Here is a 26,132-nt window from a genome sequence, read left to right on the forward strand (position 1 = left end):
AAACAGGCGGAAAGCCTGATCAGTCTTGCGTTTCGCTGAGGGCAATCGTTGGCGTGCCCGAACTATACATAATCCGAAACGCATTGCATGCCGCGCACAGGCGATGCAATTAGTATGTTTTCTCGAATATTGGAATCAGGCAATACAGAAATAAATCTTTTGATAGCCAGGCGTTCTTTGCGCAAAAACGCGCAATTCATTTAAATCGGATTCTTTTGCTGGATATACCGCAATTGGCGTTTTGATTGAAAGCGACGCCGGTTTTCCGAGGTGGTCCACGTAGGCGGAATTCGTATTGCGGGCTTCCATCCGCGCTCGCCGCCGCCAACCATGTGCAGCTTCGCGCGCGCCATTCGATTTCAGTGCAGGAGACGCCTCAAAGTGCGCGTGGGCACCACATTGCCTTAGTGCAGGAACGCGACACCCAGCAAGGATTGCACCGCTGTCACGCGACAAAACGCCGCGGTAAAAATAACAATCACGACAGTGTACGTGCAGATTAATCAACGTGCAGAAAAATTGACGTGTCAGATTTACACGCACGTGTGCCGATTTGCCCCCACGGCAAAGAATTAGGGCAAGAACGGCTTTCTTATTGGGGTTTCACAGTGTCAGCGAAACCCTTACAGTCTGGTCCGCGACTCGCCCTCTCGATGTAGTCGAGACCCCGACAAGAAACACGACGGTACGAAGCAACAGGGTTTTTTGGCGCGTCTCCATCCTCGTCACTCCCCCGGTTTGTGGCGCTTTTTCAAATCCGGTTTCTCCGGAATTGGCGGAGCTTTGCCCAAATTCAGAAAAGTGACGCGGACTTAATGCGGCGGTTGCCCCGCCCCACTGACCCACTTGTTTAGGAAGTCCCGTTTCATGCGCTCCACTCTGATGTCTCTTGGCCTTGTCGCCACGGCCGCACTCGGCTTGTTCTCCGCCGGCGCCCAGGCCAACTGCGTTGCCAATCCGCCCACGCAATCCAACACCACCTTCCCGGCCAGCCTGACCGGCAAGCTCGCGTATCACAGCTACGTCAGCTACGGCGATGGCACGAGCCAGATCTTCATCTACGACTTTTCTGCCCGCACGCTGCAACAGGTGTCGAAGGCGGCCTGGGGCATCAAGGACCCGATGAACGCCGTGTTCAGCCCCGACGGCAAGTGGATCGCCTTCATGGGCATCACCAACAACGCGTGGAACGTGTTCTTCTGGCAAGTCGGTTCGACCAGCATGCCGATCAACTTGACCAACAGCACCGGCCAGACGCGCAATGAAGACCCGAAGTTCAGCACCGACGGAAAATCGCTGTTCTTCAAGCAGAACGGCGATGTCATCCAGGCCGCGCTGTCGTACACCAGCTCGGGCCCCGTCTTCACCTCGACTGTGAACCTCACGCGCACGGCGCCGACGCTGGAAAACTCGATGCCGTTTGCCACGCCGGACGGCACGGCGGTCTTCTACACCACCGGCACCGGCTCGGGCATGGGCCTGTACAAGCAGACCGTGGGCAGCACCACCAAGGTGGCGTTCGACACGCCGGCGGGCCTGGCAACGTACTACCCGATCGTGCGCGCCGACGGCACCGTCTTCTACGCCCGCTGGCACGACGCCACGAGCCAGGCCGACCAGATCTACACCAAGGTCAACCCGAGCGACACGCCCAACCAGCTCACGCTCAACGACTGCAACAGCAACAACTCCGATCCGTCGCCCGTGAACAACACGAACTACGTGTTCTTCTCGTCGACGAGCGCCGGCGGCTACCAGCTCTACCTGGGCGACGCGAGCACGGGCCAGCGCTGGAGCCTGTCGCAGTTTGGTGTGAACTCCGACACGACCAAGGCGAAGCTTGGTTCCAACTACTACGCCGGCACGCCGACGGCCGCTGCGCAGGCGGTGACGCTGCTCTCGCAGGGCAAGCCGGCCAGCGCGTCGTCCAGCTACAGCGCCAGCCTGGGCCCGGCCTACGCGTTCGACGGCAATACGACCAACACGCGCTGGGATTCGGTGGAAGGCGTGGCCGGCGCGCAATGGCTGATGGTCGATCTGGGCTCGACCCGCACCATCACCGGCGTCGACCTGTACTGGGATGCAGGCGCCAAGGTGTACTACATCCAGACCTCGAACGACGGCGTGACGTGGACGAACATCTACTCGACGTCGAGCGGCGCTTCGTGGGGCCACACATCGCTGGCCAACCTGAAGGGCAGCGGTCGCTATGTGCGCATGTACGGCACGCAGCGCGCCACGCAGTGGGGCTACTCGCTGGACGAAATGCAGGTGTGGGGCTACTAAGCGGCGGTATCCGCATCAGCATCGCATGACATGACAGCGCCCCGGTGGCTTCGGCCATCGGGGCGTTTCTCATTGGTCATGCGGTCGATGCGCGGCCCGCATCGGGACCTACCCCTAGATTGTCAAAAGCTGAACATTCAGCCTGCGCAGGGCTCGGCACGATGGCGTCTCCGCACCACGCCAGAGGATGACGATGCCCTCCCGCACACCACCGAACACCCCTTCGCACGGCATGAGCCGGCGCGATTTCCTGACGCTTGGCACCGCCGCCGCTGGCCTGGGCGCGCTGGGCGTAACCCTGCCGGAAGGCGCTCAAGCCGCCGCGCGTGCCGCCGACGCCAACTGGCATGCCGGCCAGCTCGCGCACCTGATCCCTGCAGCCAGCCACAATCGCTTTCTCATCAAGGCGTCGTTTCAGGCACCGCTTGCGCGAGCGCCGTGGCTGGTGGTCAACGGCAAGCGCGTCGCCGGCGAGCAGACCGATGCCGCCGGCCGCTTCTGGCGCTTCGACGTGCGCGGTCTGCAGCCCGCCACGCAATACACGCTGCGCATTGTCGATGCGGCCGGAAAGCCGCTGGCCAATGCGTGGCCGCTGCGCACCTTTCCCGCACCGGATGCGACGCCCGCGCGACTGCGCATCCTGGCTTACACCTGTGCCGGCGGTTATGACGGCCCGCCGCTGGCCGGCAAGACCGCGTGGCTCGACATGTCCGCACGCCGCCGGCTGCTCGCGCGCGGCATGTCGTTTGCGCCCGACACCGTCATCGCCAACGGCGACCACATCTACTGGGATCTGCAAACCTCGCAGAACAAGCCGTTCGCACGCCAGGTGCGCGAACTGATGTGGGCGAAGTTTGGCGGCGCGCTCGACACATCGGTGCCGATGTCGCACCCGAAGAACGAAGCCATCTTCACGCGCGTGTGCGACTACCAGATCAGCGGCCTGTACGGCACCACGCTGCGCTCCACGCCCGCGTATTTCCTGACCGACGACCACGACACCTTCGAGAACGACGAGTTCGACGACAAGGTCACCACCTTGCCGCCGGAGCCTTACGGCCTAGTGGGTGCAGAGCTGACGCAACATCGCTACTACCCGGAGTTCCTGCCCGACGCCAACCGCCCCGTGTGGCTGCCCGGTGGCGACAAGGCCGGCATGCCCGGCGACACCAACAGCGCTTTCGGCACCCTGCGTTACGGCGCATTGCTCGAAGCCGTGCTGTACGACTGCCGCCGCTTTCTCGACAACAAGGGCGTGCACGCACGCGTGGTCCCGCAATGGGTGGAAGACTGGCTCGTGGCGCGCACGCGCGCTGAGGACACCGCGCACTTCTTCCACGTGCCGTCGCTGCCGTTTGCGTATTCGTCGGGCAAGCTGGGCGACTGGTATCCGGACCTGCTCGACAGGAAGACCGGCCGCCTCGTCGCCAACGAGCCCAAAGCTGGCTGGCAGAGCGGCTGGCATGCACAGCACCAGCGTCTGGTGGCTGCGCTCGCCCGGCAGAAACAACGCGCGGCCGTCATCGTGCAGGGCGACTTCCATGCATCGGCGGCCGGGTCGATGTCGCGCTCCGCAGACCTCGCCTTCGCACAGCCCGTGCACACGGTCATGACCGGCACGCTCGGCACCGGCGACCTCGCCTTCCCTTCGGCATTCCGCAGTATCGAAACCACGCCTGCGTTGTCGGTCGCCATGCACGAAGCGTTGCGCCCAACAGAGAAAAACGGCTTTACCATCATCGACGTGACGCCCGAGAAGATGACGTTCTCGCTGTTCATGTGGCGCCCGCCCGAGCCGGTGGAAGCCATCGATACGCTGCAGCCGGCCCTGGTGTACGAGGTGCCGCGCCTGGCGTGACGCGTCAGCACAACAACAAGGAGACGCATGGCGAAGATCTGCATCGTGGGGGCCGGCTCGATCGGCTGTTACGTGGGTGGCCGTCTGCTGGCGGCCGGTGCCGATGTTGCGCTCGTGGGCCGCGCACGCATCGGCAGCGAACTGAGTGCACACGGCCTGACCTTGACGGACTACCGCAACGGCCGGTGGCACGTGCCGCCTTCGGCGATCCGCTACATGGCCGAGCCCAGCGCCGCCGCCGATGCCGATCTCGTGCTGGTGACCGTCAAATCCGCCGCCACGCAATCTGTCGCCGATGAACTAAAGCCTGTGCTGCGCGCGGGCGCCATCGTCGTCAGCTTTCAGAACGGTCTGCGCAATGCCGATATCCTGCGCGCCGCGCTGCCACAGCAGACCGTGCTGGCCGGCATGGTGCCCTTCAACGTGATGCAGCCTGGCCCGGGCGCCTTTCATCAGGGCACGGCCGGTGAATTGGAAGTGGCGGCATCCCCCGCGCTGCAACCGTTTCTCGATGACTTCCGCCGCGCGGGTCTGCCGCTTACGGAACGCACCGACATGGCAGCCGTGCAATGGGCCAAGCTGCTGCTCAACCTGAACAACGCCATCAATGCGCTGGCCAACCGGCCGCTGAAGGAAGAGCTGTCGCAGCGTGCGTACCGGCGCTGCCTCGCGCTGGCACAAACAGAAGCACTCCGGCTGCTGGCGCGTGCGGGCATCCAGCCCGCCAAGCTGACGCCGATAGCGCCCGCTTGGATTCCACGCCTGCTCGCCACGCCCGATGCGGTGTTTGCGCTACTGGGCGGAAAGATGCTCGCCATGGATCCGCTCGCGCGATCGTCCATGTCTGACGATCTGGCCGCCGGGCGCATGACCGAGGTCGACTGGATCAACGGCGAAGTGGTGCGTTTGGCAGAGCGCCTCGGGCAACGCGCGCCGGTGAATGCGCAACTGTGTGCGCTGTTGCATGCCGCCGAAGCTGCCGCCGCGCGCCCGAGCTGGTCGGGCAACGATCTGCTGGCGGCCTTGCGGGCGGCAGGTTAGTCGGTGCCGGCTTCGCTTGCAGCCAGCAACTGCGCCATGTCCTGGATCTCGATGTGGCCATAGCGCAGGCGGATCGCACCGAGCTTGACCAGCGCCTGCAGCTCCTTGCTGAGCGTCTGCCGGCTGATGCCCAGCATCATCGCCAACGCGTCTTGCGAGGTCGAGATGCTCGCGCGCCCCTCTGCCGAAAGCGACACATCGCCGTGCGCGAGCGAAGCAATACGCCGCGCCACGCGCGCCCGCGTGCCGTGCAGCGCCGCACTCGCCAGCGAGCCATACGCTAGGCGAAGGCGCGTTGCCACCAGCCGCGCGATTGCGCCGGCAAATGCGGCGTCGCGCATCAGTGCTTCAAATTGCGCCACGCTCACAGCCAGCACGTCCGAATCTTCCAGCGCGATTGCGCAGTGGCCGCGCGGTTGCTGATCGAGTGTCGAGACCCCGCCAAACCAGTTGCCCGGCTCCACCAAGGTGAGGATCGCCTCGTCGCCCTCGGCATTGAAGACGGAAAGCTTGAGCGCACCGCTGGCCACGCCAAAGAACGCATGCGAACCGGCGTCCATCGGATCGCCCTGACGAAAGAGAAAGGCGCCCGCGGCGATGCGCACGGGCACCGTGGCTTCGAGCAGCGCCTCGGCAACGTGCGGAGGGAGGCTCCGGAACCACGGATTGGCGGCAAATGCGTGCATCACGATTTGGTTTCCCGCACTGAGCCTCGGCGCCCCAACACCCAACCCACCGACAACACATACCGGCTGCCGCCCACCACGCGCGTCACGCTGTGCTCACACGCGTCGGGGCGGAACAGCTTGATGCGCCGTGTCTGGAAGATCGGTTTCGCGCAGAGAAACTCGCCGCCCGCGCGTGGCGATTTCAGCACGATGTTCAGCCGATAGTGCCGGCCGTTGGTGACGGGGTCGGTATGCGGTGGAATTTCCGAGCCGTCCGGATAGCGGATCAGGTAGCTGTCGAACGGGATGGGCCACGGCGCGGTGGCCAGCAGCATCTTGTCGTAGCCCGTGCCCTGGCGGCCGCGCTGCCAGCGAAAGGCGGTGCCGAAGAATGCGCGCAAGGAAGACATGGAAACGAAGCGGCCGGGATGGAATCCGGGCATGGTAGCCGGGAACTATCGGCGCTTGTCGAATTTCTTCCAGTACCCGAACGGCTCCTGGTGGCACTCGTAGTCCAGCTCGGCCACGCGCGTCTGCAGACGTTCCTGCGCCTCCTGCACGGCGAGGTTGTAGACCGCGGGGCCGATCTCTTCAAGAAAGAAACTGAGCAGCGCACCGGCCTGAATGTTGCCGATGCGCTCGTCCAACTGCTCGGTGAAGTAGCGCTGGATGGATTGGACGGCCTCTTCGCGGACGTCGCGGTCAAGTTCGATGGGCATGCGCAGGGCTCGCGGTGGCGGACAAGGCCACCAGCTTACTGCCCGCGGCCATACGCATCCAGCAGCTTGAGGGTGACGCCGTTCGTCCAGCCGAAACCGTCCTGCAACGGATATTCACCGCCGCCACCGCCGGTACCCGTTCCATCGACGATGTATTTCTCGACGAGTTTCTGCTGGCTGGCATAGAGCTGCTCGACGCTGCCGAGAAAGCGCTCGCCGATCGCCTGGGCAAGCGGCTGCCAGCCGTAGCGCTGCGCGCCGCGCAACGCGATCCATTGCAGCGGCGCCCAGCCGTTGGGCGCATCCCACTGCTGGCCGGTCTTGAAGGTGGTGGTCGACAACCCGCCCACCTGCAGCAGCGCCTGCTGCGTCCATTGCAGTGTCTTCCACGCGCGGTCGGGGCGGGCGGCACCCACAAACAGCGGATACGTCATCGCGGCGGACTTGTTGTCGCGCACGCGGCCGAGCTGCCAGTCGTAATCGGCGTAGTAGCCGGCGGGGTGCCACAGGTAGCGCTCGATGGCGACGGCACGCTTTCCGGCGCGCACGGAGTATTCGACCGTGCACGCAAAATCGCGCGCTGCTGTGCAACCGCGCGCGATCGTCTTCTCAAGCTGGAACATCAGGCTGTTCAAATCCACCGGCACGATCGACGTCGTGCGGATGGTGCCCAGCGTGGCGTTGTCGCCAAACCAGCGCGAGCTGAAATCCCAGCCGCTTTCGGCCGCCGCACGCAGGTCGCGCCAGATCTCGTTGGCGGGGCGTGCGGGTGTTTGCTGCGCGGTGGTCACGTCTTGCAGATACGACTCGGGGCGCGGGGTGTCCTGGTCGTCCCAGTAGCGGTTGAGCACAGTGCCGTCGCGCATGACGACGACGTTGCTGCTCGCCTGTCCGGCAGGCGTGGTGGCCGCGCCGCGCATCCAGTACGCATACTCCTTGCGCAGTTGCGGCAGGTATCGCTTGAGCGCCGCGTCGCCCTCCTTCTGCGCAGCCAGCTCCACCATCAGCGCAAAGAACGGCGGCTGCGAACGGCTCAGGTAATACGTGCGATTGCCGTTCGGGATGTGGCCGAACTGGTCGATGGCATACGCGAAGTTGTCGAGCATGTTGTCGACCAGGTCTTCTCGGCCGGCCTCCTGCAGGCCGAGCATGGTGAAGTATGTATCCCAGTAATAGCCCTCACGGAAGCGGCCGCCCGGCACCACGTACGGCTTGGGCAGGGGAATGAGCGAGCTGTTGTCGGGCGCGGTGGTCGTTGTGCGCGTGAGCGCTGGCCACAGCCAGTTGATGTGCGCGCGCAAGGACTGCCCGGCCGGCGGAGTCACGGGCGTATCGACCGGCGGCGTGAAGTACTGGTCGACAAACGCCTTGAGCGAGAAGCCGGGCACGCCCTTCTGTGCCTGATACGCCTGCAGAATGACGGCCGGTGCGGCCTTGGGCACCGCATCGACAAACGTCTTTTGATCGGGATACACCTGCGCGGTCTGCACCGCCACAAACAAGTCACCGTAGAGCTTGTCGGGCGACGGCGGCAGCGCGGCGCCCACGCCCACATCGGCCAACGCGGACGAGGCCGCCAAACCGAACGCCAGCCATGCGGCAACGTTCGCCACACGGCGCCGGATCAAAAAGTGAGCCTGTCGATGCATCGTCGTCTCCTGCATGGTTGACGGAAAGCCAGTCCAGAAAAGGAGACGCCGACAGCGTTGTCAAATCGACAGGTTTTGCGCAAAGCGACCACGTACGGAAGCGCCAGAAACGGCGCCATATCAAGCTCTGCGGGCAAGCAACTTGCTGATGCGCGGCGATGCTTCGATCGCCCCTGCGAGCGTTCGGAGCTAGACCCCACTAGCCGCGCACGACCTCGTAGCGCATCTCGACGAACGTGTTCTTGTAGGGCACGGCGGAAGTCAGCTTAAGCGCAGGCTGCACGATGCGGCGCGGCAACAGCGGCAGGCCCGTGCCCAGCGTGACGGGCATCACCTGCACGATCAGTTCGTCCAGCAACCCCGCATCGAGAAATCTGCCGGCGAGCTCACCGCCACCCACGATCCAGAGATTGCGCCCGGCGGCTGCGGCGAGCATGTCGCGGTGCACTGGCCGCACATCGCCCCGCACGAAGCGGATGTCCGCACCTTGCACCGCCGGCAGCGTGCGCGATGTGAAGACCCACGCAGGCTGCACATAAGGCCATGGCTGGGCTTCGCCCGCAGGGCCGGGTTTGGCCAGTTCGCGCAGCAGCCATTCGTAGGTGGACGCGCCCATTGCCAGCGCGCCGACCTCGCGGATGAAGCCTTCGTAGCTCGTGCCCTCGAGCGAGCCGAACTGCATCAGCCAATCGAGCGAGTGATCGGTCGTGGCGATGAACCCGTCGAGGCTGCTGGCGGCGTAGTACTGGGTCTTGGACATGGCATGCGCTCTCGTTGTTGTTTGAGGGAACGCAATGCTACGGGATCGGCAGCGCGCAAGTTTTAGATCGGCTGAGGTGCAACGGACGCCGTCGCACAAGCGCATGCTTGGCCGCTACAATCGGCGCCCGCCTTTTCTCACACCGACACGGATGCCCTACCGACTCATCGCCTTCGACTTTGACGGCACATTGGCCGACTCCTTCGACGCGTTCGTTGATGCACTGAATGCGGCAGCGACGAAACACGGATTCCACCGGCTCGAAGGGGGCCGGCTGGCGCAGGCGCGCGGAGCATCGGCGCGCGACGTCATGCGCCTGCTGGATGTGCCGTTGTGGAAAGCCCCCGCCATCACCCTCGAGATGCGCCAGCAGATGCGTGAGCGCATCGCCCAGACCCAGCTGTTCGACGGCGTTGCCGACACGCTGGAAGCACTCGCAGGGCGTGGTGTGCGTCTGGCCATCGCCACATCCAATGCCGAGGACAACGTGCGGGCCGTGCTGGGCCCGGCAACACGGTGGGTCCACCACTACAGCTGCGGCATCTCGGTATTCGGCAAGGCGCGCAAGCTGGCGGCGCTCACGGCCTCGACGCGCGTGCGCCCGGAAGACGTGCTGTATGTGGGTGACGAAATGCGCGACGCCGATGCAGCGCGCGCCGCAGGCATCGCGTTCCGGGGAGTGGCCTGGGGATACACGGCGCCAGACGCGTTGCAGCGACACGCGGGGGCGCCGCTGCTCGGCCGGCCGGAGGATTTGCTGGCCTTGTAGCAGCGGCCGCAGCGCTGGCGGCAGTCCCGTGCGATCGCTGCACTCCGGCGCCGCCGCCCCGCTCTCAGCGCTCCGGACCCAAGTCGTCGACGGCGCGCCCGCCGGTGGAGTGCAACGCTGCTTCGGCGGCATCCACCTCCGAAGGCTCGGCGTCGATGGTCAGCAGAAAGCGCCCGCCGATCACGACGTTCTGGAATTTGCGCTCGTAGGTCTCGGCGTTTTCGCCGCCGGGCTCGTAGTCGCCGCAGAGGAAGTTGCCGCACAAGGCACCTGCCTCGTCACCCTGGTGCGACAGCGCGACACGCTCGAGCGTGAGGCCGGTGTTCAACACGGCTTGGCGGGCTGCCTCGGCAGCGGCATGGTCTGTGAAGATGCGGACGATGGTCGGCATGGGGGTTCTCCTCGTGATGAACCCAGAGTTGACGCATCGGCCGTGCCCGGCGACACGCCGGACGGGGACGCTCAGAACAGCGCCATCTGGCGCATCCCGAACCCGATCGCCTCTTCCACCCGCATGCGAGCGTGCGTGAGCGACCCCTCGATGCCCGAGAGCGTGCCGGCCAGCCAGCGGTAAAGCAGCGGTGCCTGACCGCGCGGGCTCAGGTGGATTTCACCGAGCTTCTTGCCGCGCTTGTCGCGGTAATAGTGGGAGCGGTAGCCGCGTTCCCAATGGGTGATTGGGCCGCGCCATCGGCGCAAGCGGCGGGGTTTGGTGGGGGCGTTGTCGGCCGACGATGCCGACGCCGGTTCCTCCCAGCCGAAAGCGGGTTTGGCAAACAGCGGCAAACCTTCCAGATCGGGGTAGAAATCCATCGTCGTATGCTCAGCTAGCCGCGCCGCCGCAGGCTTTGCGGACAAACACGGCGCGTAGGCCGCATGATACCTGGGTTTATGGCAGACGGCACGTGCAAACGGCCTAGCCACGCGCGTCGGAACAACATTGCGCACGCCCGACACCACGCGCTTCGGTATGATTGCCGCTCCCAGTCTCATGACACGCGGCAATCGACCGTTACCCAGCATGAAGAACGCCTTTAACACGTTGATGACACCCCGAATCGCCTGCGCCCTGTTGCTGGCGGCAAGCTGCGCCACCCAGGCCCACGCCCAGGAAGGCGCCTTCGCGCCACTGCTCCGCCATCTGGCCGATCGCCTGGTCACCGCAGACCAGGTCGCGCTGAGCAAATGGGACAGCGGCCAGTCGGTCTACGACCCCACGCGCGAAGCCAAGGTCATCGCCAATGTCTCGGCGGAGGCGCCGGCCTATGGTCTGGCGGCCGCAGACGTGAGCGATGTCTTCACAGACCAGATCGAGGCGAACAAGGAGGTGCAGTACGCCCTGCTGAACGACTGGCGCCGGGCCGGTGCTGCGCCGACCGCGCAACGGCAGAGCCTGCCGGAGGTGATCCGGCCCAAGCTGGACGGGCTGCAGAAATCGATCCTGCAAGCGTTACGCGATGCAGCACCGGCACGCGGTCAGCCGGATTGCCCCGTGCAGCTAGCAAAGGAAATCGGCCGAGTGTCGCAGGAGAAATCGCTCGACAGCCTGCATCGCATTGCGCTGGATCGTGCGACGGCGCGGCTGTGCACCACGCGCTGATCTCATGAAAGAACGGCGTGGCCAACATCGGGCACGCCGCAAACAAAAACAAAAAAGCCGGCCCAAGAGGACCGGCTGTTCTGGAAGAGGCGATGCTCCCGGCGACGAGGCGCCGGGCCTTACGTCAACCCAGGTCCACCGGCACAAAGATCTTCGTGTCGTCACGCTGTACGAGCAATGCGACATGCTTGCCGGCGCGATCCACCAGCGTGCGCAACTCCTGCACCGACGACACCGGCGTGCCGTTGAGCGACAGGATCACGTCGCCCGGCTGGATGCCGACCTTGGCCGACGGGCCGGTCACGTCCATCACCACCAGGCCGCCGGGCAAACCGTTCTGACGCTTTTCTTCCGGTTGCAGCGGGCGCACCGCCAGGCCCAGGCGGCCTTGGTCCGGTGCCGCCTTTTCGCTGGCTGCCACCTTGGTGTCCTTGGCGGCGCCGACGGTCACCGTCAGCGTGGTCGGCTTGCCCTGGCGAATGATCTGCAGCGGCACAGTGGTGCCAGGCTTGATGTCGGCCACCTGCTCGGGCAGGTCGCCCGACCGGTCGATACGTGCATCGCCAATCTGCAGGATCACGTCGCCAGGTTGCAGGCCGGCCTTGGCTGCGGGGCCGCCGTCTTCTACCGAGTTCACCAGTGCGCCCTCGGGCTTGGGCAGCTTGAAGGAATCGGCCAGCGACTGGTCGACCTCCTGCACAGCAATGCCCAAGCGGCCGCGCGTGACCTTGCCGGTGGACACAAGCTGCTGCTCCACCTTCATCGCCACATCGATCGGCACGGCAAACGACAGGCCCTGGTAGCCGCCGGTCTGGCTGTAGATCTGCGAGTTGATGCCGATCACCTCGCCGCGCTGGTTGAACAGCGGGCCGCCCGAGTTGCCGGGGTTCACGGCCACATCGGTCTGAATGAACGGCACGTAGGTGTCGTCCGGCAGCGAGCGCGACTTGGCGCTCACGATGCCGGCCGTAACGGTGTTCTCGAAACCGTACGGCGAACCGATCGCCAGCACGGGCTCGCCCACCTTGGTGTTGGCGGGGCTGCCGATCTGCACCACCGGCAGGTTCTTGGCCGAGATGCGCAGCACTGCCACGTCCGATTGCTTGTCGACGCCGAGCACCTTGGCCTTGAACTCGCGGCGATCAGTCAGCTTGACGTTGACCTCCTGGGCGCCGTCCACCACGTGGGCATTGGTCAGGATCAGCCCATCGGCCGAGACGATGAAGCCGGAGCCCAGACCGCGCACGATCTGGTCGCCCCGCTGCTGCGGCATCTGCGGCATGAACCGCTTGAAGAATTCGGAGAACGGATCATCCGGGCTCATGCCGGGCGGCAGTCCTTGCATGCTGGTGCGCTGTGCATGCGCGGTGGTGCTGATGTTGACCACCGCCGGGCCGTAGCGATCGACGATGCCGGAGAAATCCATTGGCGTCGCCACAGCCATCGGCGCCGTGCCCGGGGCTGCCGCGGTGGTTGCCGTCGCGGTGGCCACGGGTGCCGCCACGGCGCGCGAGATCATGTCTTTCTGAAGATAGGCATAGCCGCCTGCAACGGCGACCACCGCGGCCAGGCCAGCCGCACTGCGTGCCAGGGTTTGACGCGTCATTGTCGTGTCCTCTCTCTTGCTGAGCGCGAGGGTCACGGCCTGCGGAGTCGCCTGCCGTGCCCATCGGTTGAGGGCATCGTAGGCGGGCAGACTTAATCGAGACTTAAAGGTCGGCGCCGCACACCGACATCACATGAAACAAAGTGTTTCTACGCGTTGGCCTTGAAGGGAAAGCGCAAAACCACGCGCAAGCCGCCGCCTTCACGCGCTTCCAGTGCGAGCGTCGCGTCATGCGCCTGCGCGATTTCCCGGACGATGGCGAGCCCCAGGCCGCTGCCGCCCGTGGGCGCCAGCGCAGGCCGATAGAACCGATCCAGCACGCGTTCGCGTTCGTCTGCGGGGATGCCGGGGCCGTTGTCCTCGACCACAAGCTGCGCGCCACCATCCGGCGTATGGGCGGTCGACACATCGACGCGCGCCCCGGCCGGGCAGTACTTCAGCGCGTTGTCGACCAGATTGACCAGCAGCACGCGCAGCGCATCGGCATTGCCGAGCACGGATGCGGGCTGCGACTCCACCGCGATCCCCAGGTCAATGCGCTTTTGCACCGCCGCCGGCGATAGCTCGGCAACCACGTCGGCCGCCACGGCGTCGAGTGCAACCGTTGCACGCTGCGTATCGGCGGCGCCCGGCTCCTGCCGCGCGAGCGTCAGCAACTGACCAACAAGACGGATCATGCGTTCCACACCGCGATGCAGATCGGCATGCGCGGCGCGGCGTTCATCTTCGTTCTCGGCGCGGTCGGCCACCTGCAATTGCAGCTTGAGCGCAGCCAGTGGCGTGCGCAGCGCATGCGCGGCGTCGGCGACAAACGCGCGCTGGTGGGCCAGTGCGGTGCCGAGGCGCGCCAGCAGATCGTTCAACGCGTTTGTCAGTGGGCGGATCTCGTCAGGCAAATCGTGCGTGGGCAACGGCGACAGCGCGGCCGCATCGCGCGCCTGCACCTGCTTGGCCACGGAGCCCAGCGGCGCCAACCCGCGCCCGACCGCCAGCCAGACGATCCAGCCCAGCAGCGGCAACAGGATCAGCAGCGGCGCCACCGTGCGCAACGCCATGCGCGCCGCCACCTCGTGCCGCGCGCTATACGGCTGGGCGATCTGCACCACGGCAGGCCCGAACGCAACGCTGTAGATGCGCCACGGGCCTTCCGGCGTATTCGCGTCGGAAAAGCCCAGCTCCGCCTGGTCCGGCAGATTGGGGCGCGCATGCGAGAGGTACAGGCTGCGGCCGGTGCCGTCCCAGATGCGGATCACGACGTCGTCGTCACGCGCAATGCCCGCGAGCGCGGGGGGCGGCGGGTCGATCCACTGGCTCGGCAGTGCGGCGGCCACCTGCTGCATCTGGTAGTCGAACAGCGCGTTGGCTTCCTGGCGCGCCTGCGCGTAGATCAGGCCGGTGGCGATGACGATGCCCGCTAGCAGGCCGCCGGCCAGCCACCACAGCAGGGTTTTACGGATCGATTGCATGGGTTATTGGTGCGCGTCGCCGCCGGCAGGTTCCGCAGGCGACGTCGGCGCCTCACGTGGAATCACATACCCCACGCCGCGGATGTTCTGGATGAAATGGCTGCCGAGCTTCTTGCGCAGCGCATGGATGTAGACCTCGACCGTGTTGCTGCCGACCTCTTCATCCCAGCCGTAGAGGTTGTCCTGCAGCTGCGCGATTGACCACACCTTACCCGGCCGCGCGAGCAGCGCATGCAGCACCGCAAACTCGCGGCCCGACAACTTGACCGGCACACCCGCGCGCAGCACTTCGCGGGTCACGGGGTTGAGCAGCACCTCGCCGTGGCGCATGAGCGGATCAGCACGGCCGCCCTGTCTGCGCAGCAGCGCGTGCATGCGCGCAGCCAGCTCCTGCAGGTCGAACGGCTTGACGAGGTAATCGTCTGCGCCGGCATTGAGACCGGCCACGCGATCGGCCACCGCATCGCGCGCGGTGAGGATCAAGATGGGGATGGCGATGCCGCGCTGGCGCACCTCGCGCACCACGTCGAGCCCGTCCCGCTTGGGCAGGCCGAGGTCGAGCAGCATGAGGTCGAACATGGTGGTGCCCGGTTCCGCACCCGCGGCACCGGGGGCGGTCACGGCGTGCACGGCGGCCTCGCCGTCGCGCACCCAATCGATGGCGAAACCGTCGTGGCGCAAACCCTTGCGCACGCTGTCGCCGATCATGTCGTCGTCTTCCACGAGCAGTACGCGCATGACGAATCAAAAATAAGCCGGGGAAGGCTCATTGTAGAACCGCCGCGCGGGCGGCTCGCGCTTTGTGCGAAACCGCCCGCAAACTCACCTCCGGATCAGAATCCGCCCGATTTGATCAACTGGTTCAACGCGCCGATGTTCAGGCTGCCCCAGCCCGTCGGGTAGTCCCAGCCCTTGGCGGCGCTGTAACCGTAGCCCTGGTAGCCGTTGTTGCCCGACACCACGTCATAGCGCAGCAGCGACGCGTTGGCCGGAATGGCGCTGTACAGGCGCGCCGCCGGAAAGCCCAGGTTGCCGTTGGCCGCCAGCAGCCGCGCCCAGAAACCGACGAAGATGGGCGACGCCAGGCTTGTGCCGCCAATCTGCTGCAGTCGCCCGTAGTTGTAGATATAGGCGCCGGTGTTCTGCGCGGCGTCGAACGACACATCGGGCAACAGCCGCGCGCTGCCGCCCTGCCAACTCGGCGCCGGCAGGATCTGGCTGATGCCGCCGCCGGTGGCCCACAGCTTGCCGTTGCCGTCGAGGCCCTCGTTCCACACGGTCTCGCTGGCGAAGCTCGATCCGCTCGTGTAAAGCGTGGTGCCGCCAATGGCCAGCACGTGCGGGGACGATGCCGGCCACGACACGCTGTAGTTGCCGCCGTCCGGATAGCCGCGGTTGTTGCACTCGTAGACACCCTCGTCGCCGGAAGACACCGAGAACGTCTGCCCCTGCGCGGCGGCTGTGGTGAAGATGGCTTCCTCCGCATCGAGCGTGCCGTCGGCGCTGGCGTCGTTCTCGCACCAGCCGAGCGACACGTTGATGATCTTGGCGGTGTTATCGGTCACCGCCTTGTTGAACGCCTTGGTCAGGCCCGTGTTGCCGGGCGCATTCAGGTCGGCCATGTAGAAAGCCAGCTTGCCGACCGCACCGCCGGCCGCACCCACGATGGACTGGCTGTCGAGGTTCCACTCGCCCTGGCCTTCCTGGTCATCGGTGTAGTTGCCGCTGGTGCCATTCGTCTTGATCGTGGAGGTGGACACCGCGGCGTAGCCGTTGTTGCTCGTGAACGTGCGCAAGTCGCGCAGCGTTTGCGATACCCCGCCGATGGTGATAACGCCCACTGTGGTGCCCGCCGCCGTCGGCACGCCGGTCGCGCCGTACAGCGCCGGGAATTCCTTCGGGTAGTGGCCCGTCGCGGTGCCCGCTGCCAGCGTGCGCGCTTCCGCCACATCGCCCAGACGCAGCAGCGGACGCGCGCGCGCCACGTTCTGCAGGCCCAGTACAGAGCCGACGATACCGCCCAGCGCGCGCGGCACCTGCGCCTTGCCGCTGTTCGCGAATCCGCTGCGGCCGGCCAACTGGTAATGCACCAGCGGCGTGTTGAACGCCGCCTTGACCGTGCCGGCCGTACCGCGCGCCGACACCAGCAGCCGGTTAGGCGCCACATCGATATCGATAAAGCCGTTCTGCCGCAGATAGCCCACCACGGCGTCCACCTGCGCCTGCGTGGGCGCGTGGTCGGCCATGAACTGCTCGCTGGTCAGGTACTTGCGGTAGCGCGGGTTGCGCGGGTCGTTCACATCGTGCGCGAGCGCCTTCAGCGTGGCCTCGTTGCGCAGTTTGAGGCTGACCAGCACATCGGTGGTCTGGCCAGGTGCGATCTCGTTGGCGGCGCCGCGCGCCATGAGCTGCGGGCCGGTGACGAACGCCTTGGTGTGGGTATCGACCCAGTCGGTGGCGGCATGCAGCGGCCCAGCCGCGAACACCAGCGGCCAGGCATACGCCAGATGACGGCACAGCGTGGAAAAGCGCTGCAGGGGGAGAGCAGTACGGAGCATCGGATGTCCTTTGAGGGGTACGACGTTGCAGGACCACGCCGCTTGTGACGACGTGGGCGTCGTTCACCGTAGCCAACGCGCTCGCCTCGCAACAGTGCAAAAACAGTCAGTTGCAGTCGGAGCGCGCGGCATCTAGCAACCCCTCGTCGGGCGGTTGCGCACGGCTGCGCTTGCCTTTATCGTGATGCGGTCCGCCATTCGAACCCGCGCGCAGATGAGCGCCCAGCAAGCCACTTCCTCCGCCACACCCGATGCACCGACCGACCTGCGCGAGCGCATTCGCGCGGCGCGCCCGTCGCTCTCTCCGGCCGAACGCCAAGTGGCCGACTGGGTGCTGCGCCAGGCCGGAACAGTGCTGAGCCTGCCGGTGGCCGCCATCGCCCGCGAGGCCGGCGTCAGCCAGCCGACCGTCATCCGCTTCTGCCGCTCGATGGGCTGCCATGGCCTGTCGGATTTCAAGCTGCGGCTCGCACAAGGCAACGTCGCCCGAGATGCCGCACCGGCGCGCAGCGCGTCGCCCTCGGGCACGCGCGTCCTGCGGAACGCCATCGATTCGCTCACCACGCTGCAAGAACGATTCGACGCTCGCACGCTCGATGCGGCGGTGGCGCTGGTCGACAGCGCACATCGCATCGACCTGTACGGCTTCGGCAGCTCCGGCGTGGTGGCGCTCGATGCGCAGACGAAGTTCTTCCGCTACGGCATTCCCGCGAATGCGTATAGCGATCCGTATCTGGTGTCGATGTCGCTGAACGTGCTGCAGGCGGGCGACGTGGTGATCGCCATTTCAAAATCGGGCGCGTTGCCCGAACTGCAGACGGCGGTGGAACGCGTGCGCGAACTCGGCGTGCGCGTGATTGCCGTCACCACGCCTGGCAGCCCGCTCGCGGCACTGGCCGATGTGGTGCTGCCCGCCGACGTGGACGATGCCGTGGCGGACCGCTCGATGGTCGCGCGCCTGTTGCACCTGGCGCTGCTCGATGCGCTGGTGCTGGAAGTTGCGCTGCGCAAGGGCAGCGCGCCCCAACACGCCGATCAACCTGAATAACGCCAATGCCGACGCCGACGCGGCGTCAGTGTCCCTGGGCCACCGCGTGGTCCATGGCAGCACAGAGGCCGATCAGCCCCGGGTACGGTGAATGAATCACGTACACCGGCATTGATGCCACATAGGCCGAGAAACGGCCCTTGTCTTCAAAACGCCGCCGGAACGGCGAGTTGGCAAACGCCGGCCCCAGACGCGGGACGATGCCGCCGCCGATGTACACGCCACCGCGCGCGCCCAGCGTGACCGCCAGGTTGGCCGCGATGGTGCCGAGAAACGCGCAGAACGTATCGACGGCGTAGCGGCAGCGTGCGTGGTCGCCCGCAGCATCTTCCATCTCGCCGAGCGCGATGGCAGTGATGTCGGCCGCGCGGCGCAACGTGGGGCCTTGCTGCCAGAGGTCGAAGCACGCGCCCAGCGCCTCGTAAATCAGCTCCAGACCCATGCCGGAGATCAACCGCTCGGCAGACACATGGCCGAAGCGCTCACGCGCGAAGCGCCAGATCACGACCTCCTCGTCATTCATCGGCGGAAAGGCGACATGGCCGCCCTCGCCGGCCACGGCAATGTAGCGGCCCTCCGCCGTCGGCAGCAGCGACGCGACGCCCAGGCCCGTGCCGGCGCCGAGCAGCGCCCGCGGCGCATCGGCCAGGCTGGCGCCGCCGCCCACCTGTTCCAGCTCATCTGCAGGCAGATACGGCAACGCATGCGCCAGCGCTGCAAAGTCGTTGAGCACGACAAAGGTGTCGAAGCCCAGCGACTGGCGCATTGCCTCGATCGAGAACGCCCAGTCGCGATTGGTCATGCGAATCTGGTCGCCCAGCACCGGGTTGGCGATGCCGATGGCGGCATGCCGCACGCCAGCCGCCGCGATTTGCGGCGGCAGCGACGCCAGGTAGGCACGCATCGCCGCCTCGAGCGACGGGTAATCGTCGCCGGCCAGCACACCGATGTGGGCCAGGCGCATGGGCGCCATCTCCAGCGCAAAGCGCACGTTGGTGCCGCCCACGTCGGCCACCAGCCGCGGGTAGGCCAAGGTGTCGGCCAGCTCGGCCGCGCTGCCCGCGTTCACGTCATGCAGTCCAATAGACATCGAGCGGTACCTCCCGCTGATGAATGACATAGCTCACCGGCAGCGCGCGCTGTGCCACGCCTCGCGCGGCTTCGTCGAACACACCGCGCTTGACCGGCCCCGAGATCGAGAGAAACAGCCGCCGCGCCGCGCACAGCGCAGACAGATTCAGGCTGATCCGGCGATGCGGCGCGGCGCCCGGGCGCACCGGCAGATAGCCCGGCGCACGCGTGCGGTCGATACCGTCGTCCAATTCGGGCGCGTCGGGAAACAACGATGCGGTATGCCCATCGTCGCCCATGCCGAGAATCACTACGTCGGGTTGCTGAAACGGATCGTTGGCGGTCGCCACGCATGCATCCACGTCAACCGATTCGCCATGCACATGCGGGGACAACACCAGCGGAAAGAAACGCGCCGCCGCCGCCGCATCCTGCAAGAGGTGCTCGCGCACGAGCCGCGCGTTGCTGTCGGCATGCCCGGGCGGCACGGCACGCTCGTCGACCAGCGTGATCGACACGTCGGCCCAGCGCAGCGGCAACACGCGCAAGGCGGCAAACAGCGCAATGGGCGAACGCCCGCCGGACACAGCCAGGCACGCACTGCCCTGCTCCTCGATCACATGCGTGAGCGTGTTGGCAATGGCCGCTGCCAGCGCTTGCACCTGCGCGGCGGCGTCCGGAACTGCGTGCCAGCGCATCGCCATTACATCTCCTCGTGCCAGGCGGCGTTGTCGCGCGAGAGCAGCGCGCTCGATGCCGCGGGGCCCCAGCTGCCCGCGGTGTAGCCCTTGGGCGGAATGCGCGCCTCGTTCCACGCTTCAATGATCGGCTCGACCCAGCGCCAGGCTTCGGCCTGCTCATCGCGGCGCACGAACAGCCCAAGCTTGCCGTTGACGGCGTCCATCAGCAGACGCTCATACGCGCCGGCATGGCGCACGCCGCCATGGTCGGTAAAGTCCAGGTCCAGCGTGGACGGCTGCAGGCCGAGTGCCGCGCCCGGCGTCTTGGTCAGAAACTGCAGGCGGATGCTTTCTTCCGGCTGCAGGCGGATGACGAGACGGTTTTCCGGAAACTGGATCAGCGGCTTGGGGAACAGCGCATGCGGCACGTCATGAAAGCGCACCACGATCTCCGCCAGCCGTTGCGGCATACGCTTGCCGGTGCGCAGGTAGAACGGCACGCCGGCCCAGCGCCAGTTGGCAATCTCGGCCTTGATGGCGACGAAGGTTTCCGTGCGGCTGTCCGGCGGAATGCCCTGCTCATGCAGATAGCCCTGCACCGGCTGCCCGGCGATGGCGCCTTCCTGATACTGGCCGCGCACGGTCTTCTCAGGCACCTCTTGCAGCGGGATCGGCTTGAGCGCTTTCAAGATCTTCAGCTTTTCGTCGCGGATGGCGTCTTGCGACAGGCTCGACGGCGGCTCCATGGCGACGATACATAGCAGTTGCAGCAGGTGGTTCTGCACCATGTCGCGCAGCGCACCGACGCCGTCGTAGAAATCGCCGCGCTTTTCCACGCCAAGCTGCTCGGCAATCGTGATCTGCACGTCCTTGATCCACTCGCGGCGCCACAGCGGCTCGAACAGCGCGTTGCCGAAGCGGATCGCCATCAGGTTCTGGACGGATTCTTTCCCGAGGTAATGGTCGATCCGGTAGATCTGGTCTTCGGCAAAGAACTCGGCCACGGCGGAGTTGATGCGCTCGTTTGACGCGAGATCCGTGCCCAGCGGCTTTTCCAGCACCAACCGCACATTGGGCGTATTCAGCCCGACGCGGGCGAGCTGCTTGCAGATGTCGATGAAGAAGCCCGGCGCCGTCGCCAGATAGCACACCGTCACTGGCGCCCGGTCTTCGCCCAGCGCGGCGGCCAGCCCGTCGAACTGTTCGGGTTTGCGGGCGTCGACCTGCTGGTAGACGATGCGCTCGGCAAACGAGGCCCAGGCGTCGTCGGAGACGGGCGCTCCGGAATACAGGCGCATGGTCGGGCGCGTTTCGCGCTCCAGCAACGCCAGGTAGCCGGCTGTCTCCAGCGGCTGCGTGCCGATGGCGAAGATCCGCCCGCGCGGGTGCAGTTCGCCGCCCTGATGCGCATCGAACAAGGCCGGAATCAGCTTGCGGCGGGCAAGATCGCCCGTACCGCCGAACAACACCATGTCGAATGCGGGCACCGACATCGTCATCTCCTGTGTGTGAGCCATCGATTAGGCTAGCCTAGCTGACTAGCAAAGCCACGTCTTTTCAGCTCATTTTGTAGTATTACTACATCGCGAGCAAGACGTTCGTGAAACTGCCCCGGCAAGCGTTTCCGGCAGATCTTTTGCGCCGAAGCATGGCGTCCCGCGCGGCTTCTGGCACGCAATTCGCGTGCTCGGCCGTGTTACTGGCGCTGCGTCGGATGCGGTACCTGTGGAAAACCCTGCACCACATCCGGCGCATTTGTAGGAAAATTACAGCATTCCGTCCCGCCCGGACCTACCCCTCCAGGAGAACCCGCATGGCCCTGCACCGCACTTTGGCCGCCGTCACCCAACGCATCATCGACCGCAGCCGCGGCCCCCGCCAGGCCTATCTGGACGTCACCCGCAAGAATGCCGGCCGCAAGGTCGAGCGTACGCTGCTCTCGTGTACGAACCTCGCCCACGGTTTTGCGGCCATGCCGGGCGAAGCGAAGATCCGCCTGAAAGCGCTGGAGCGGCCGAACCTGGGGATTGTGTCCGCCTACAACGACATGCTGTCGGCGCATCAGCCGCTGGAGGCGTTTCCGGCGTGGCTCAAGCAGGCTGCGCTGGACGCCGGCGGCACCGCGCAGTTTGCCGGCGGCGTGCCGGCCATGTGCGATGGCGTGACGCAGGGGCAGGACGGGATGGAGCTGTCGCTGTTCTCGCGCGACACGATTGCCCTGTCGACGGCCGTGGCGCTGTCGCACCAGATGTTCGACGCCGCGCTGTACCTGGGCGTGTGCGACAAGATCGTGCCGGGGCTGGTGATCGGCGCGCTGTCGTTCGGCCACCTGCCCGCCGTGTTCGTGCCGGCCGGCCCGATGACCACCGGCATCAGCAATGATGAAAAGGCGCGCACGCGCCAGCTGTACGCCGAAGGCAAGCTCTCGCGCGCCGACCTGCTGGAAGCCGAATCCAAGTCGTACCACGGCCCGGGCACGTGCACGTTCTACGGCACGGCCAACTCCAACCAGATGCTGATGGAGGTGATGGGCCTGCACCTGCCGGGCACCGCTTTCATCAACCCGAACACGCCGCTGCGCGAAGCGCTCACGCGTGAGTCGGCGCGCCAGGCGCTCAAGCTCGTCTTCAGCGGCGACCAGTACACCCCCATTGCCGACGTGCTCGATGAGCGCGCGTTCGTCAACGGCATCGTCGGCCTGCTGGCGACGGGCGGCTCGACCAACCACACGCTGCACCTGGTGGCGATGGCCCGTGCGGCCGGCATCCTGCTCACGTGGGACGACTTCAACGATCTGTCGGGCGTGATTCCGCTGCTGGCGCGGGTCTACCCGAACGGCAAGGCCGACGTGAACGAATTCCAGGCCGCGGGCGGTCTGTCCATCGTGATTCGCGAACTCCTCGACGCTGGTCTGCTGCACGACGATGTGACGACGATCATGGGCAAGGGCCTGCGCCGTCATGCGCAAGAGCCCTTCCTGGAAGGCGACAAGCTGGTCTGGCGCGATGGCGCCGCCGCCTCGCTCGATACCAACATCGTGCGCGGCGTGGCCGAGCCGTTCTCGCCGGACGGCGGCCTGCGCGTGCTCGACGGCAACATCGGGCGCTCGGTCATCAAGGTGTCGGCGGTCAAGCCGGAACATCGTTTTGTGGAAGCGCCGGCACGCGTCTTCCTCGCGCAGGACGATCTGATCAACGCGTTCAAGGCCGGCGAACTGGAACGCGATTTCGTGGCCGTGCTGCCGTATCAGGGCCCGGCCGCCAACGGCATGCCCGAGCTGCACAAGCTCACGCCGACGCTGTCGGTGCTGCAGGAGCGCGGCTTCAAGGTCGCGCTGGTGACGGACGGCCGCATGTCGGGTGCGTCGGGCAAGGTGCCGGCCGCCATCCACATCACCCCGGAAGCGCTCAACGGCGGGCCGCTGGCACGTGTGCGCGATGGCGATATCGTCGTGCTGGATGCGGAAGCGGGCACGCTGCAAGTGCGCGTGCCGGAGGCAGAGTGGAATGCCCGCCAGGTCACCGCGCCCGATCTGTCGCACTACCACGCAGGCGTCGGGCGGGACTTGTTCTCGGGCTTCCGCCGCAATGTGTCGGCAGCGGAAGAAGGCGCCTGCACGCTGTTCGTATCGGCCGGCGCGTAAACCGAAGACGATCAATCGGCCCCGGTGCAACGCCGGGGCCGATTGCGTTTACAGCATCGACTTGTCGATCGAGATGCCCAGCTCACCGGCCATCTGCTCGACCAGCGCTTGAAGCCTGTCCACCTTGTCGGCCAACTGTTTCTGCTCCGCTTTCAGCGCCTCGAATTCGGACGGCGCAATGGACTCGTCAACGGCGCCGCCCTGCCGAATGTCCGCCTGCGCAACTTCACCGCACAGCAAGTGCATCCAGCGGCTTTCACGCTCGCCGGGCATACGCGGCAGCTTCACCACATAGGGCGGATCGTGCTCTGCCAGCTCATCGAGAAACGCTTCAACGGATGAGATGTCTGCAAAGGCGTGGAACCGCGCCGCGTTCAATCGCAGCTCGGCTGCCGTCTGCGGGCCACGCAGCAGCAACACCGTGAGCAACGCGACCGATTGGCTCGGCACGCCCAGCACGCGGTTCATGTTGTGCTCGAAACGCGGCACACGGCTGCTGCTGCCTTCCATGACAAGGCTTAGCGATTTCAACCCGTCGATGGCCGTGAGGATTTCGGCTTCAGTCACGGACATGACCGGCGCGCGCGCGGTCTTCTGGTTGCAGCCGGCCGCCAGCGCGTTCAGCGTGAGCGGATAGGTGTCGGGCACCGTGTGCTGCTTCTCGACCAGGACGCCCAACACGCGCCCTTCAAGGGCGGTCAGGGTACGGATGGCGCGACGCTGTGGAGCGTCGGATTGGATATTCATGATGGGACGGCGGCGGATACGCTGTGGGTTGGGGCAAATTCGAACGCCGACATCATATCCGCCGCGCGCAGGCCAGCGGCCCTGCCTGCGCAACAACAAGCGAAGCTCAGCCCTTGGCAGGACCGCGCACCAGCAACACCGGCGTGGTCGCCTGGCGGATGAACTTTTCGGCCACGCTGCCCAACATCGCATGCGCCAGCCCACGGCGGCCGTGCGTGCCGATCACCACCACATCGGCGCCGCTGCGCACCGCTTCACCTTGCAGGGCGGCCGCTACGTCTTCGCCCACGCTTTGGGTTTCCACCAGCACCGTTTCCTGCTGCAAACCGGCAGAGGTCAGCGCTGCGGCGGTGTCGGCAAGCAACGCGGTGCCGGCCTGGATAAACGACTTGCGCAGCTCGGTCGGGTCGTAATAGCCGACGTCGAAGAGCATGGCCGGGCTGTCGACGATATAGACGGCGCGGACGGTGCTCTGGAATGCCTTGGCCAGGCGCACGGCCTCGGCCAGGGCCAGCTTGCTGGTTTCGCTGCCATCAATGGCGACCAGGATCTTCTTGTACATGGTTCGAGCCTCGCAGGGGAGTGGTTGTCGGAATACTGTGCCGGGGCAGCAACATGGCCGCCTACGCACTATTCTGTGACATCCACGGCCCTTTTGCGTTGCGCCAGATCAGATGGCCGCGACCATGCGACGCAACAATGCACCGCCATCCGCCCGCCCCTACGCCTGAACTGATTGCCGCTTATCGCAGCGCGCGGTATCGCGTCAGCACGCCGGAAGGCGACGTGCTGCTGCGCGTCGATGCCATCAACCCGTGTGTGGCGGCATTGCTCGCGCAAGCCGATGCGCCGTGGGCCGTCTTCGTGACGGCACATCAGCCGTTCTCGCGCCCGGTGTCCGCCGAGGAAAACGCTGCGCGCCAGGCAGAACTGCTCGCCTGGGCCATCGCGCGCGGCATGCCCTGGCTCGATGGCGAAGGCGGCCCGCCCGAAGATGCCGCGGCGGACACGTGGCCGCCCGAGCCGAGCCTGTTCGTGTTCATCGAAGACCCCGCCATCGCCGACACGCTGATGCTCACGTTCGAGCAGAACGCCGTCGTGCTGTGCGATGCGCATGGTTTTTGTACCTTGCGTTGGCACCCGTATCTGCCAGACTGATTCTGCACAGGGCACTTGGCGCACAGCGCTTTGCAGCACCGCAAGTGGCGCTTCCGATTCCTAAGTGCCGGCGTAGATACATCAGCAGGAGGTTCGTATGGAACTGCACATGCAATCGCATCATTGGGAGCGCCGCATGCCCGACTGGCTGGCCGCCAGCGTGGCCGGCATCGTGGGCGGCGCGCTGGTCATCGTGCTGGAGTTCTTCTGGTCGACCATGGTGCTCAATGAAAGCCCCTGGCGCCCGACCCACAAGATCGCCGCCATGATCATGGGTCGCGGCGCGCTGGAAGAGATGTCCCTGTTCAGCTTCAGCATCGTGGGAACAGCGCTCGTGCTGCACTTCGTGCTGGGCGCCCTGATGGGGATGATCCTCGCGGCCATCATCGCGCCGTTCCACTTCGACTCCAGCCCCGGCATGCTCGCAGCCATTGGCGTGGTCTTCGGGATCGTGGCGTACGTAGTCAACTTCTACGGCATGACGGCCGTGTTCCCGTGGTTCGTGTCGGAGCGCGGCTCGGGGCCGTTGCTTGCCAACCTGCTGTTTGGCGTCGTGACGGCGATCACGTACGGCATGCTCGAGCGGCCCATGCCCAAACCCATGCACTGACACACCCGCCTTTTTCCTGCGGCGCCGCAAGCTGAGCAGCGCCATCAGGAGGCGGCCGCCTCGGGCAACCCATGCCGGAGGCGGCCGTTTTGCATTGCGGCGCAGCATGCAGACGGCGCGTCGGCGCAATCCATATGCGTGGTGCGCCTCGTCCTTACGTTGCCTTGCACGATCGGGGTGCGCGACCTAGCCTGT

At 65.9% G+C, this 26,132-nt stretch carries 26 protein-coding genes; 9 read left to right on the top strand and 17 right to left on the bottom strand.

Annotation, left to right across the window (positions count from 1 at the left end):
- Positions 1-135: 135 nt before the first annotated feature.
- Positions 136-309 carry a hypothetical protein gene (locus R2669_RS16560; protein WP_316890571.1) on the bottom strand — a complete coding sequence of 58 codons (174 nt, stop codon included), beginning with the start codon at positions 307-309 and terminating at the stop codon, positions 136-138.
- Positions 310-867: 558 nt separating this feature from the next.
- Here R2669_RS16560 and R2669_RS16565 point away from each other — a divergent pair.
- The 3 genes from R2669_RS16565 to R2669_RS16575 all read left to right on the top strand — a co-directional run bounded on the left by R2669_RS16565 (position 868) and on the right by R2669_RS16575 (position 5,185).
- Entirely contained in the window at positions 868-2,286 is a 1,419-nt protein-coding gene (locus R2669_RS16565) for a discoidin domain-containing protein (protein ID WP_316901277.1), read from the top strand.
- A gap of 187 nt (positions 2,287-2,473) precedes the next feature.
- Positions 2,474-4,144 carry an alkaline phosphatase D family protein gene (locus R2669_RS16570; protein WP_316901278.1) on the top strand — a complete coding sequence of 557 codons (1,671 nt, stop codon included), beginning with the start codon at positions 2,474-2,476 and terminating at the stop codon, positions 4,142-4,144.
- Between the two features lie 27 nt (positions 4,145-4,171).
- On the top strand, positions 4,172-5,185 hold the full coding sequence (locus tag R2669_RS16575; RefSeq protein ID WP_316901280.1) for a 2-dehydropantoate 2-reductase: 1,014 nt from the start codon (positions 4,172-4,174) through the stop codon (positions 5,183-5,185).
- Here R2669_RS16575 and R2669_RS16580 read toward each other — a convergent pair.
- The 5 genes from R2669_RS16580 to R2669_RS16600 all read right to left on the bottom strand — a co-directional run bounded on the left by R2669_RS16580 (position 5,182) and on the right by R2669_RS16600 (position 8,981).
- The gene (locus R2669_RS16580) at positions 5,182-5,871 is read right to left on the bottom strand and encodes a Crp/Fnr family transcriptional regulator (RefSeq protein ID WP_316901282.1); all 690 of its coding nucleotides are present in this window, start codon (positions 5,869-5,871) and stop codon (positions 5,182-5,184) included. The genes R2669_RS16575 and R2669_RS16580 overlap by 4 nt on opposite strands.
- Positions 5,871-6,263: a 2OG-Fe(II) oxygenase gene (locus R2669_RS16585; protein WP_316901283.1), complete on the bottom strand. Its 393-nt coding sequence runs from the start codon at positions 6,261-6,263 to the stop codon at positions 5,871-5,873. Before R2669_RS16585 ends, R2669_RS16580 begins: the two co-directional genes overlap by 1 nt.
- Before the next feature lie 45 nt (positions 6,264-6,308).
- A complete protein-coding gene (locus tag R2669_RS16590) occupies positions 6,309-6,572 on the bottom strand; it encodes a DUF2164 domain-containing protein (RefSeq protein ID WP_316901286.1) in 264 nt (87 codons plus the stop codon).
- 35 nt (positions 6,573-6,607) lie between these two features.
- A complete protein-coding gene (treA, locus tag R2669_RS16595) occupies positions 6,608-8,236 on the bottom strand; it encodes an alpha,alpha-trehalase TreA (protein ID WP_316901288.1) in 1,629 nt (542 codons plus the stop codon).
- Positions 8,237-8,420: 184 nt separating this feature from the next.
- Positions 8,421-8,981: a dihydrofolate reductase family protein gene (locus R2669_RS16600; protein WP_316901290.1), complete on the bottom strand. Its 561-nt coding sequence runs from the start codon at positions 8,979-8,981 to the stop codon at positions 8,421-8,423.
- A 151-nt stretch (positions 8,982-9,132) separates the two neighbouring features.
- Here R2669_RS16600 and R2669_RS16605 point away from each other — a divergent pair, with 151 nt between their 5' ends.
- The gene (locus R2669_RS16605; protein ID WP_316901292.1) at positions 9,133-9,750 is read left to right on the top strand and encodes an HAD hydrolase-like protein; all 618 of its coding nucleotides are present in this window, start codon (positions 9,133-9,135) and stop codon (positions 9,748-9,750) included.
- 64 nt (positions 9,751-9,814) lie between these two features.
- Here the strand turns inward: R2669_RS16605 and R2669_RS16610 are convergent, their stop codons facing one another.
- Positions 9,815-10,141, bottom strand: coding sequence for a hypothetical protein (locus R2669_RS16610; RefSeq protein WP_316890560.1), 327 nt, complete (start codon positions 10,139-10,141; stop codon positions 9,815-9,817).
- A 71-nt stretch (positions 10,142-10,212) separates the two neighbouring features.
- The gene (locus tag R2669_RS16615) at positions 10,213-10,563 is read right to left on the bottom strand and encodes a hypothetical protein (RefSeq protein ID WP_147217742.1); all 351 of its coding nucleotides are present in this window, start codon (positions 10,561-10,563) and stop codon (positions 10,213-10,215) included.
- A 208-nt stretch (positions 10,564-10,771) separates the two neighbouring features.
- On the opposite strand from R2669_RS16615, the gene R2669_RS16620 reads away from it, so the two are divergent.
- The gene (locus tag R2669_RS16620; RefSeq protein ID WP_316901294.1) at positions 10,772-11,350 is read left to right on the top strand and encodes a chorismate mutase; all 579 of its coding nucleotides are present in this window, start codon (positions 10,772-10,774) and stop codon (positions 11,348-11,350) included.
- Positions 11,351-11,474: 124 nt separating this feature from the next.
- Here R2669_RS16620 and R2669_RS16625 read toward each other — a convergent pair whose 3' ends face one another.
- The 4 genes from R2669_RS16625 to R2669_RS16640 all read right to left on the bottom strand — a co-directional run bounded on the left by R2669_RS16625 (position 11,475) and on the right by R2669_RS16640 (position 16,980).
- The gene (locus R2669_RS16625; RefSeq protein ID WP_316874751.1) at positions 11,475-12,956 is read right to left on the bottom strand and encodes a DegQ family serine endoprotease; all 1,482 of its coding nucleotides are present in this window, start codon (positions 12,954-12,956) and stop codon (positions 11,475-11,477) included.
- 149 nt (positions 12,957-13,105) lie between these two features.
- Entirely contained in the window at positions 13,106-14,422 is a 1,317-nt protein-coding gene (locus R2669_RS16630; RefSeq protein WP_316901296.1) for a sensor histidine kinase, read from the bottom strand.
- Positions 14,423-14,425: 3 nt separating this feature from the next.
- Positions 14,426-15,160, bottom strand: a complete 735-nt coding sequence (locus R2669_RS16635) for a response regulator transcription factor (protein WP_316890551.1) — start codon at positions 15,158-15,160, stop codon at positions 14,426-14,428.
- Between the two features lie 95 nt (positions 15,161-15,255).
- Positions 15,256-16,980, bottom strand: coding sequence for a S53 family peptidase (locus tag R2669_RS16640; RefSeq protein WP_316890550.1), 1,725 nt, complete (start codon positions 16,978-16,980; stop codon positions 15,256-15,258).
- A gap of 214 nt (positions 16,981-17,194) precedes the next feature.
- On the opposite strand from R2669_RS16640, the gene R2669_RS16645 reads away from it, so the two are divergent.
- Positions 17,195-18,028: a MurR/RpiR family transcriptional regulator gene (locus R2669_RS16645; protein ID WP_147217727.1), complete on the top strand. Its 834-nt coding sequence runs from the start codon at positions 17,195-17,197 to the stop codon at positions 18,026-18,028.
- 25 nt (positions 18,029-18,053) lie between these two features.
- On the opposite strand, the gene R2669_RS16650 is transcribed toward R2669_RS16645, so the two are convergent.
- From R2669_RS16650 to zwf, 3 genes are read right to left on the bottom strand one after another with little or no spacing between them, the layout of a single operon-like run.
- Positions 18,054-19,118, bottom strand: coding sequence for a glucokinase (locus R2669_RS16650; protein ID WP_316901298.1), 1,065 nt, complete (start codon positions 19,116-19,118; stop codon positions 18,054-18,056).
- Positions 19,099-19,803 carry a 6-phosphogluconolactonase gene (pgl, locus tag R2669_RS16655; RefSeq protein ID WP_316901300.1) on the bottom strand — a complete coding sequence of 235 codons (705 nt, stop codon included), beginning with the start codon at positions 19,801-19,803 and terminating at the stop codon, positions 19,099-19,101. Before pgl ends, R2669_RS16650 begins: the two co-directional genes overlap by 20 nt.
- Positions 19,803-21,272: a glucose-6-phosphate dehydrogenase gene (gene zwf, locus R2669_RS16660; protein WP_147217566.1), complete on the bottom strand. Its 1,470-nt coding sequence runs from the start codon at positions 21,270-21,272 to the stop codon at positions 19,803-19,805. The genes pgl and zwf overlap by 1 nt, the downstream gene beginning before the upstream one ends.
- 320 nt (positions 21,273-21,592) lie before the next feature.
- Here zwf and edd point away from each other — a divergent pair, with 320 nt between their 5' ends.
- Complete coding sequence (gene edd / locus R2669_RS16665; protein WP_316901301.1) at positions 21,593-23,422, top strand: phosphogluconate dehydratase; 1,830 nt, start codon at positions 21,593-21,595, stop codon at positions 23,420-23,422.
- A 48-nt stretch (positions 23,423-23,470) separates the two neighbouring features.
- On the opposite strand, the gene R2669_RS16670 is transcribed toward edd, so the two are convergent.
- Together R2669_RS16670 and R2669_RS16675 are read right to left on the bottom strand one after the other, a co-directional pair.
- The gene (locus R2669_RS16670; protein ID WP_316901303.1) at positions 23,471-24,169 is read right to left on the bottom strand and encodes a YceH family protein; all 699 of its coding nucleotides are present in this window, start codon (positions 24,167-24,169) and stop codon (positions 23,471-23,473) included.
- Between the two features lie 106 nt (positions 24,170-24,275).
- Entirely contained in the window at positions 24,276-24,731 is a 456-nt protein-coding gene (locus R2669_RS16675; protein WP_147217568.1) for a universal stress protein, read from the bottom strand.
- Between the two features lie 137 nt (positions 24,732-24,868).
- On the opposite strand from R2669_RS16675, the gene R2669_RS16680 reads away from it, so the two are divergent.
- Complete coding sequence (locus R2669_RS16680; RefSeq protein WP_147217570.1) at positions 24,869-25,327, top strand: DUF3293 domain-containing protein; 459 nt, start codon at positions 24,869-24,871, stop codon at positions 25,325-25,327.
- 97 nt (positions 25,328-25,424) lie between these two features.
- Positions 25,425-25,937, top strand: a complete 513-nt coding sequence (locus R2669_RS16685) for a hypothetical protein (protein ID WP_147217571.1) — start codon at positions 25,425-25,427, stop codon at positions 25,935-25,937.
- Positions 25,938-26,132: the final 195 nt, after the last annotated feature.

This window comes from Ralstonia edaphi (assembly GCF_958350185.1).
Lineage (GTDB): Bacteria > Pseudomonadota > Gammaproteobacteria > Burkholderiales > Burkholderiaceae > Ralstonia > Ralstonia edaphi.

Bases quoted from the DNA above. Each gene is read 5' to 3' on its own strand.
- R2669_RS16685 (WP_147217571.1), top strand. From the start codon at position 25,425: ATGGAACTGCACATGCAATCGCATCATTGGGAGCGCCGCATGCCCGAC.
- zwf (WP_147217566.1), bottom strand. From the start codon at position 21,272: ATGTCGGTGCCCGCATTCGACATGGTGTTGTTCGGCGGTACGGGCGAT.
- R2669_RS16670 (WP_316901303.1), bottom strand. From the start codon at position 24,169: ATGAATATCCAATCCGACGCTCCACAGCGTCGCGCCATCCGTACCCTG.
- R2669_RS16605 (WP_316901292.1), top strand. From the start codon at position 9,133: ATGCCCTACCGACTCATCGCCTTCGACTTTGACGGCACATTGGCCGAC.
- R2669_RS16580 (WP_316901282.1), bottom strand. From the start codon at position 5,871: ATGCACGCATTTGCCGCCAATCCGTGGTTCCGGAGCCTCCCTCCGCAC.
- R2669_RS16640 (WP_316890550.1), bottom strand. From the start codon at position 16,980: ATGCTCCGTACTGCTCTCCCCCTGCAGCGCTTTTCCACGCTGTGCCGT.
- R2669_RS16620 (WP_316901294.1), top strand. From the start codon at position 10,772: ATGAAGAACGCCTTTAACACGTTGATGACACCCCGAATCGCCTGCGCC.
- edd (WP_316901301.1), top strand. From the start codon at position 21,593: ATGGCCCTGCACCGCACTTTGGCCGCCGTCACCCAACGCATCATCGAC.
- R2669_RS16625 (WP_316874751.1), bottom strand. From the start codon at position 12,956: ATGACGCGTCAAACCCTGGCACGCAGTGCGGCTGGCCTGGCCGCGGTG.
- R2669_RS16560 (WP_316890571.1), bottom strand. From the start codon at position 309: ATGGAAGCCCGCAATACGAATTCCGCCTACGTGGACCACCTCGGAAAA.
- R2669_RS16590 (WP_316901286.1), bottom strand. From the start codon at position 6,572: ATGCCCATCGAACTTGACCGCGACGTCCGCGAAGAGGCCGTCCAATCC.
- R2669_RS16615 (WP_147217742.1), bottom strand. From the start codon at position 10,563: ATGGATTTCTACCCCGATCTGGAAGGTTTGCCGCTGTTTGCCAAACCC.
- R2669_RS16650 (WP_316901298.1), bottom strand. From the start codon at position 19,118: ATGTCTATTGGACTGCATGACGTGAACGCGGGCAGCGCGGCCGAGCTG.
- R2669_RS16585 (WP_316901283.1), bottom strand. From the start codon at position 6,263: ATGTCTTCCTTGCGCGCATTCTTCGGCACCGCCTTTCGCTGGCAGCGC.
- R2669_RS16630 (WP_316901296.1), bottom strand. From the start codon at position 14,422: ATGCAATCGATCCGTAAAACCCTGCTGTGGTGGCTGGCCGGCGGCCTG.
- R2669_RS16675 (WP_147217568.1), bottom strand. From the start codon at position 24,731: ATGTACAAGAAGATCCTGGTCGCCATTGATGGCAGCGAAACCAGCAAG.
- R2669_RS16645 (WP_147217727.1), top strand. From the start codon at position 17,195: ATGAGCGCCCAGCAAGCCACTTCCTCCGCCACACCCGATGCACCGACC.
- treA (WP_316901288.1), bottom strand. From the start codon at position 8,236: ATGCAGGAGACGACGATGCATCGACAGGCTCACTTTTTGATCCGGCGC.
- pgl (WP_316901300.1), bottom strand. From the start codon at position 19,803: ATGGCGATGCGCTGGCACGCAGTTCCGGACGCCGCCGCGCAGGTGCAA.
- R2669_RS16635 (WP_316890551.1), bottom strand. From the start codon at position 15,160: ATGCGCGTACTGCTCGTGGAAGACGACGACATGATCGGCGACAGCGTG.
- R2669_RS16570 (WP_316901278.1), top strand. From the start codon at position 2,474: ATGACGATGCCCTCCCGCACACCACCGAACACCCCTTCGCACGGCATG.
- R2669_RS16600 (WP_316901290.1), bottom strand. From the start codon at position 8,981: ATGTCCAAGACCCAGTACTACGCCGCCAGCAGCCTCGACGGGTTCATC.
- R2669_RS16565 (WP_316901277.1), top strand. From the start codon at position 868: ATGCGCTCCACTCTGATGTCTCTTGGCCTTGTCGCCACGGCCGCACTC.
- R2669_RS16680 (WP_147217570.1), top strand. From the start codon at position 24,869: ATGCACCGCCATCCGCCCGCCCCTACGCCTGAACTGATTGCCGCTTAT.
- R2669_RS16610 (WP_316890560.1), bottom strand. From the start codon at position 10,141: ATGCCGACCATCGTCCGCATCTTCACAGACCATGCCGCTGCCGAGGCA.
- R2669_RS16575 (WP_316901280.1), top strand. From the start codon at position 4,172: ATGGCGAAGATCTGCATCGTGGGGGCCGGCTCGATCGGCTGTTACGTG.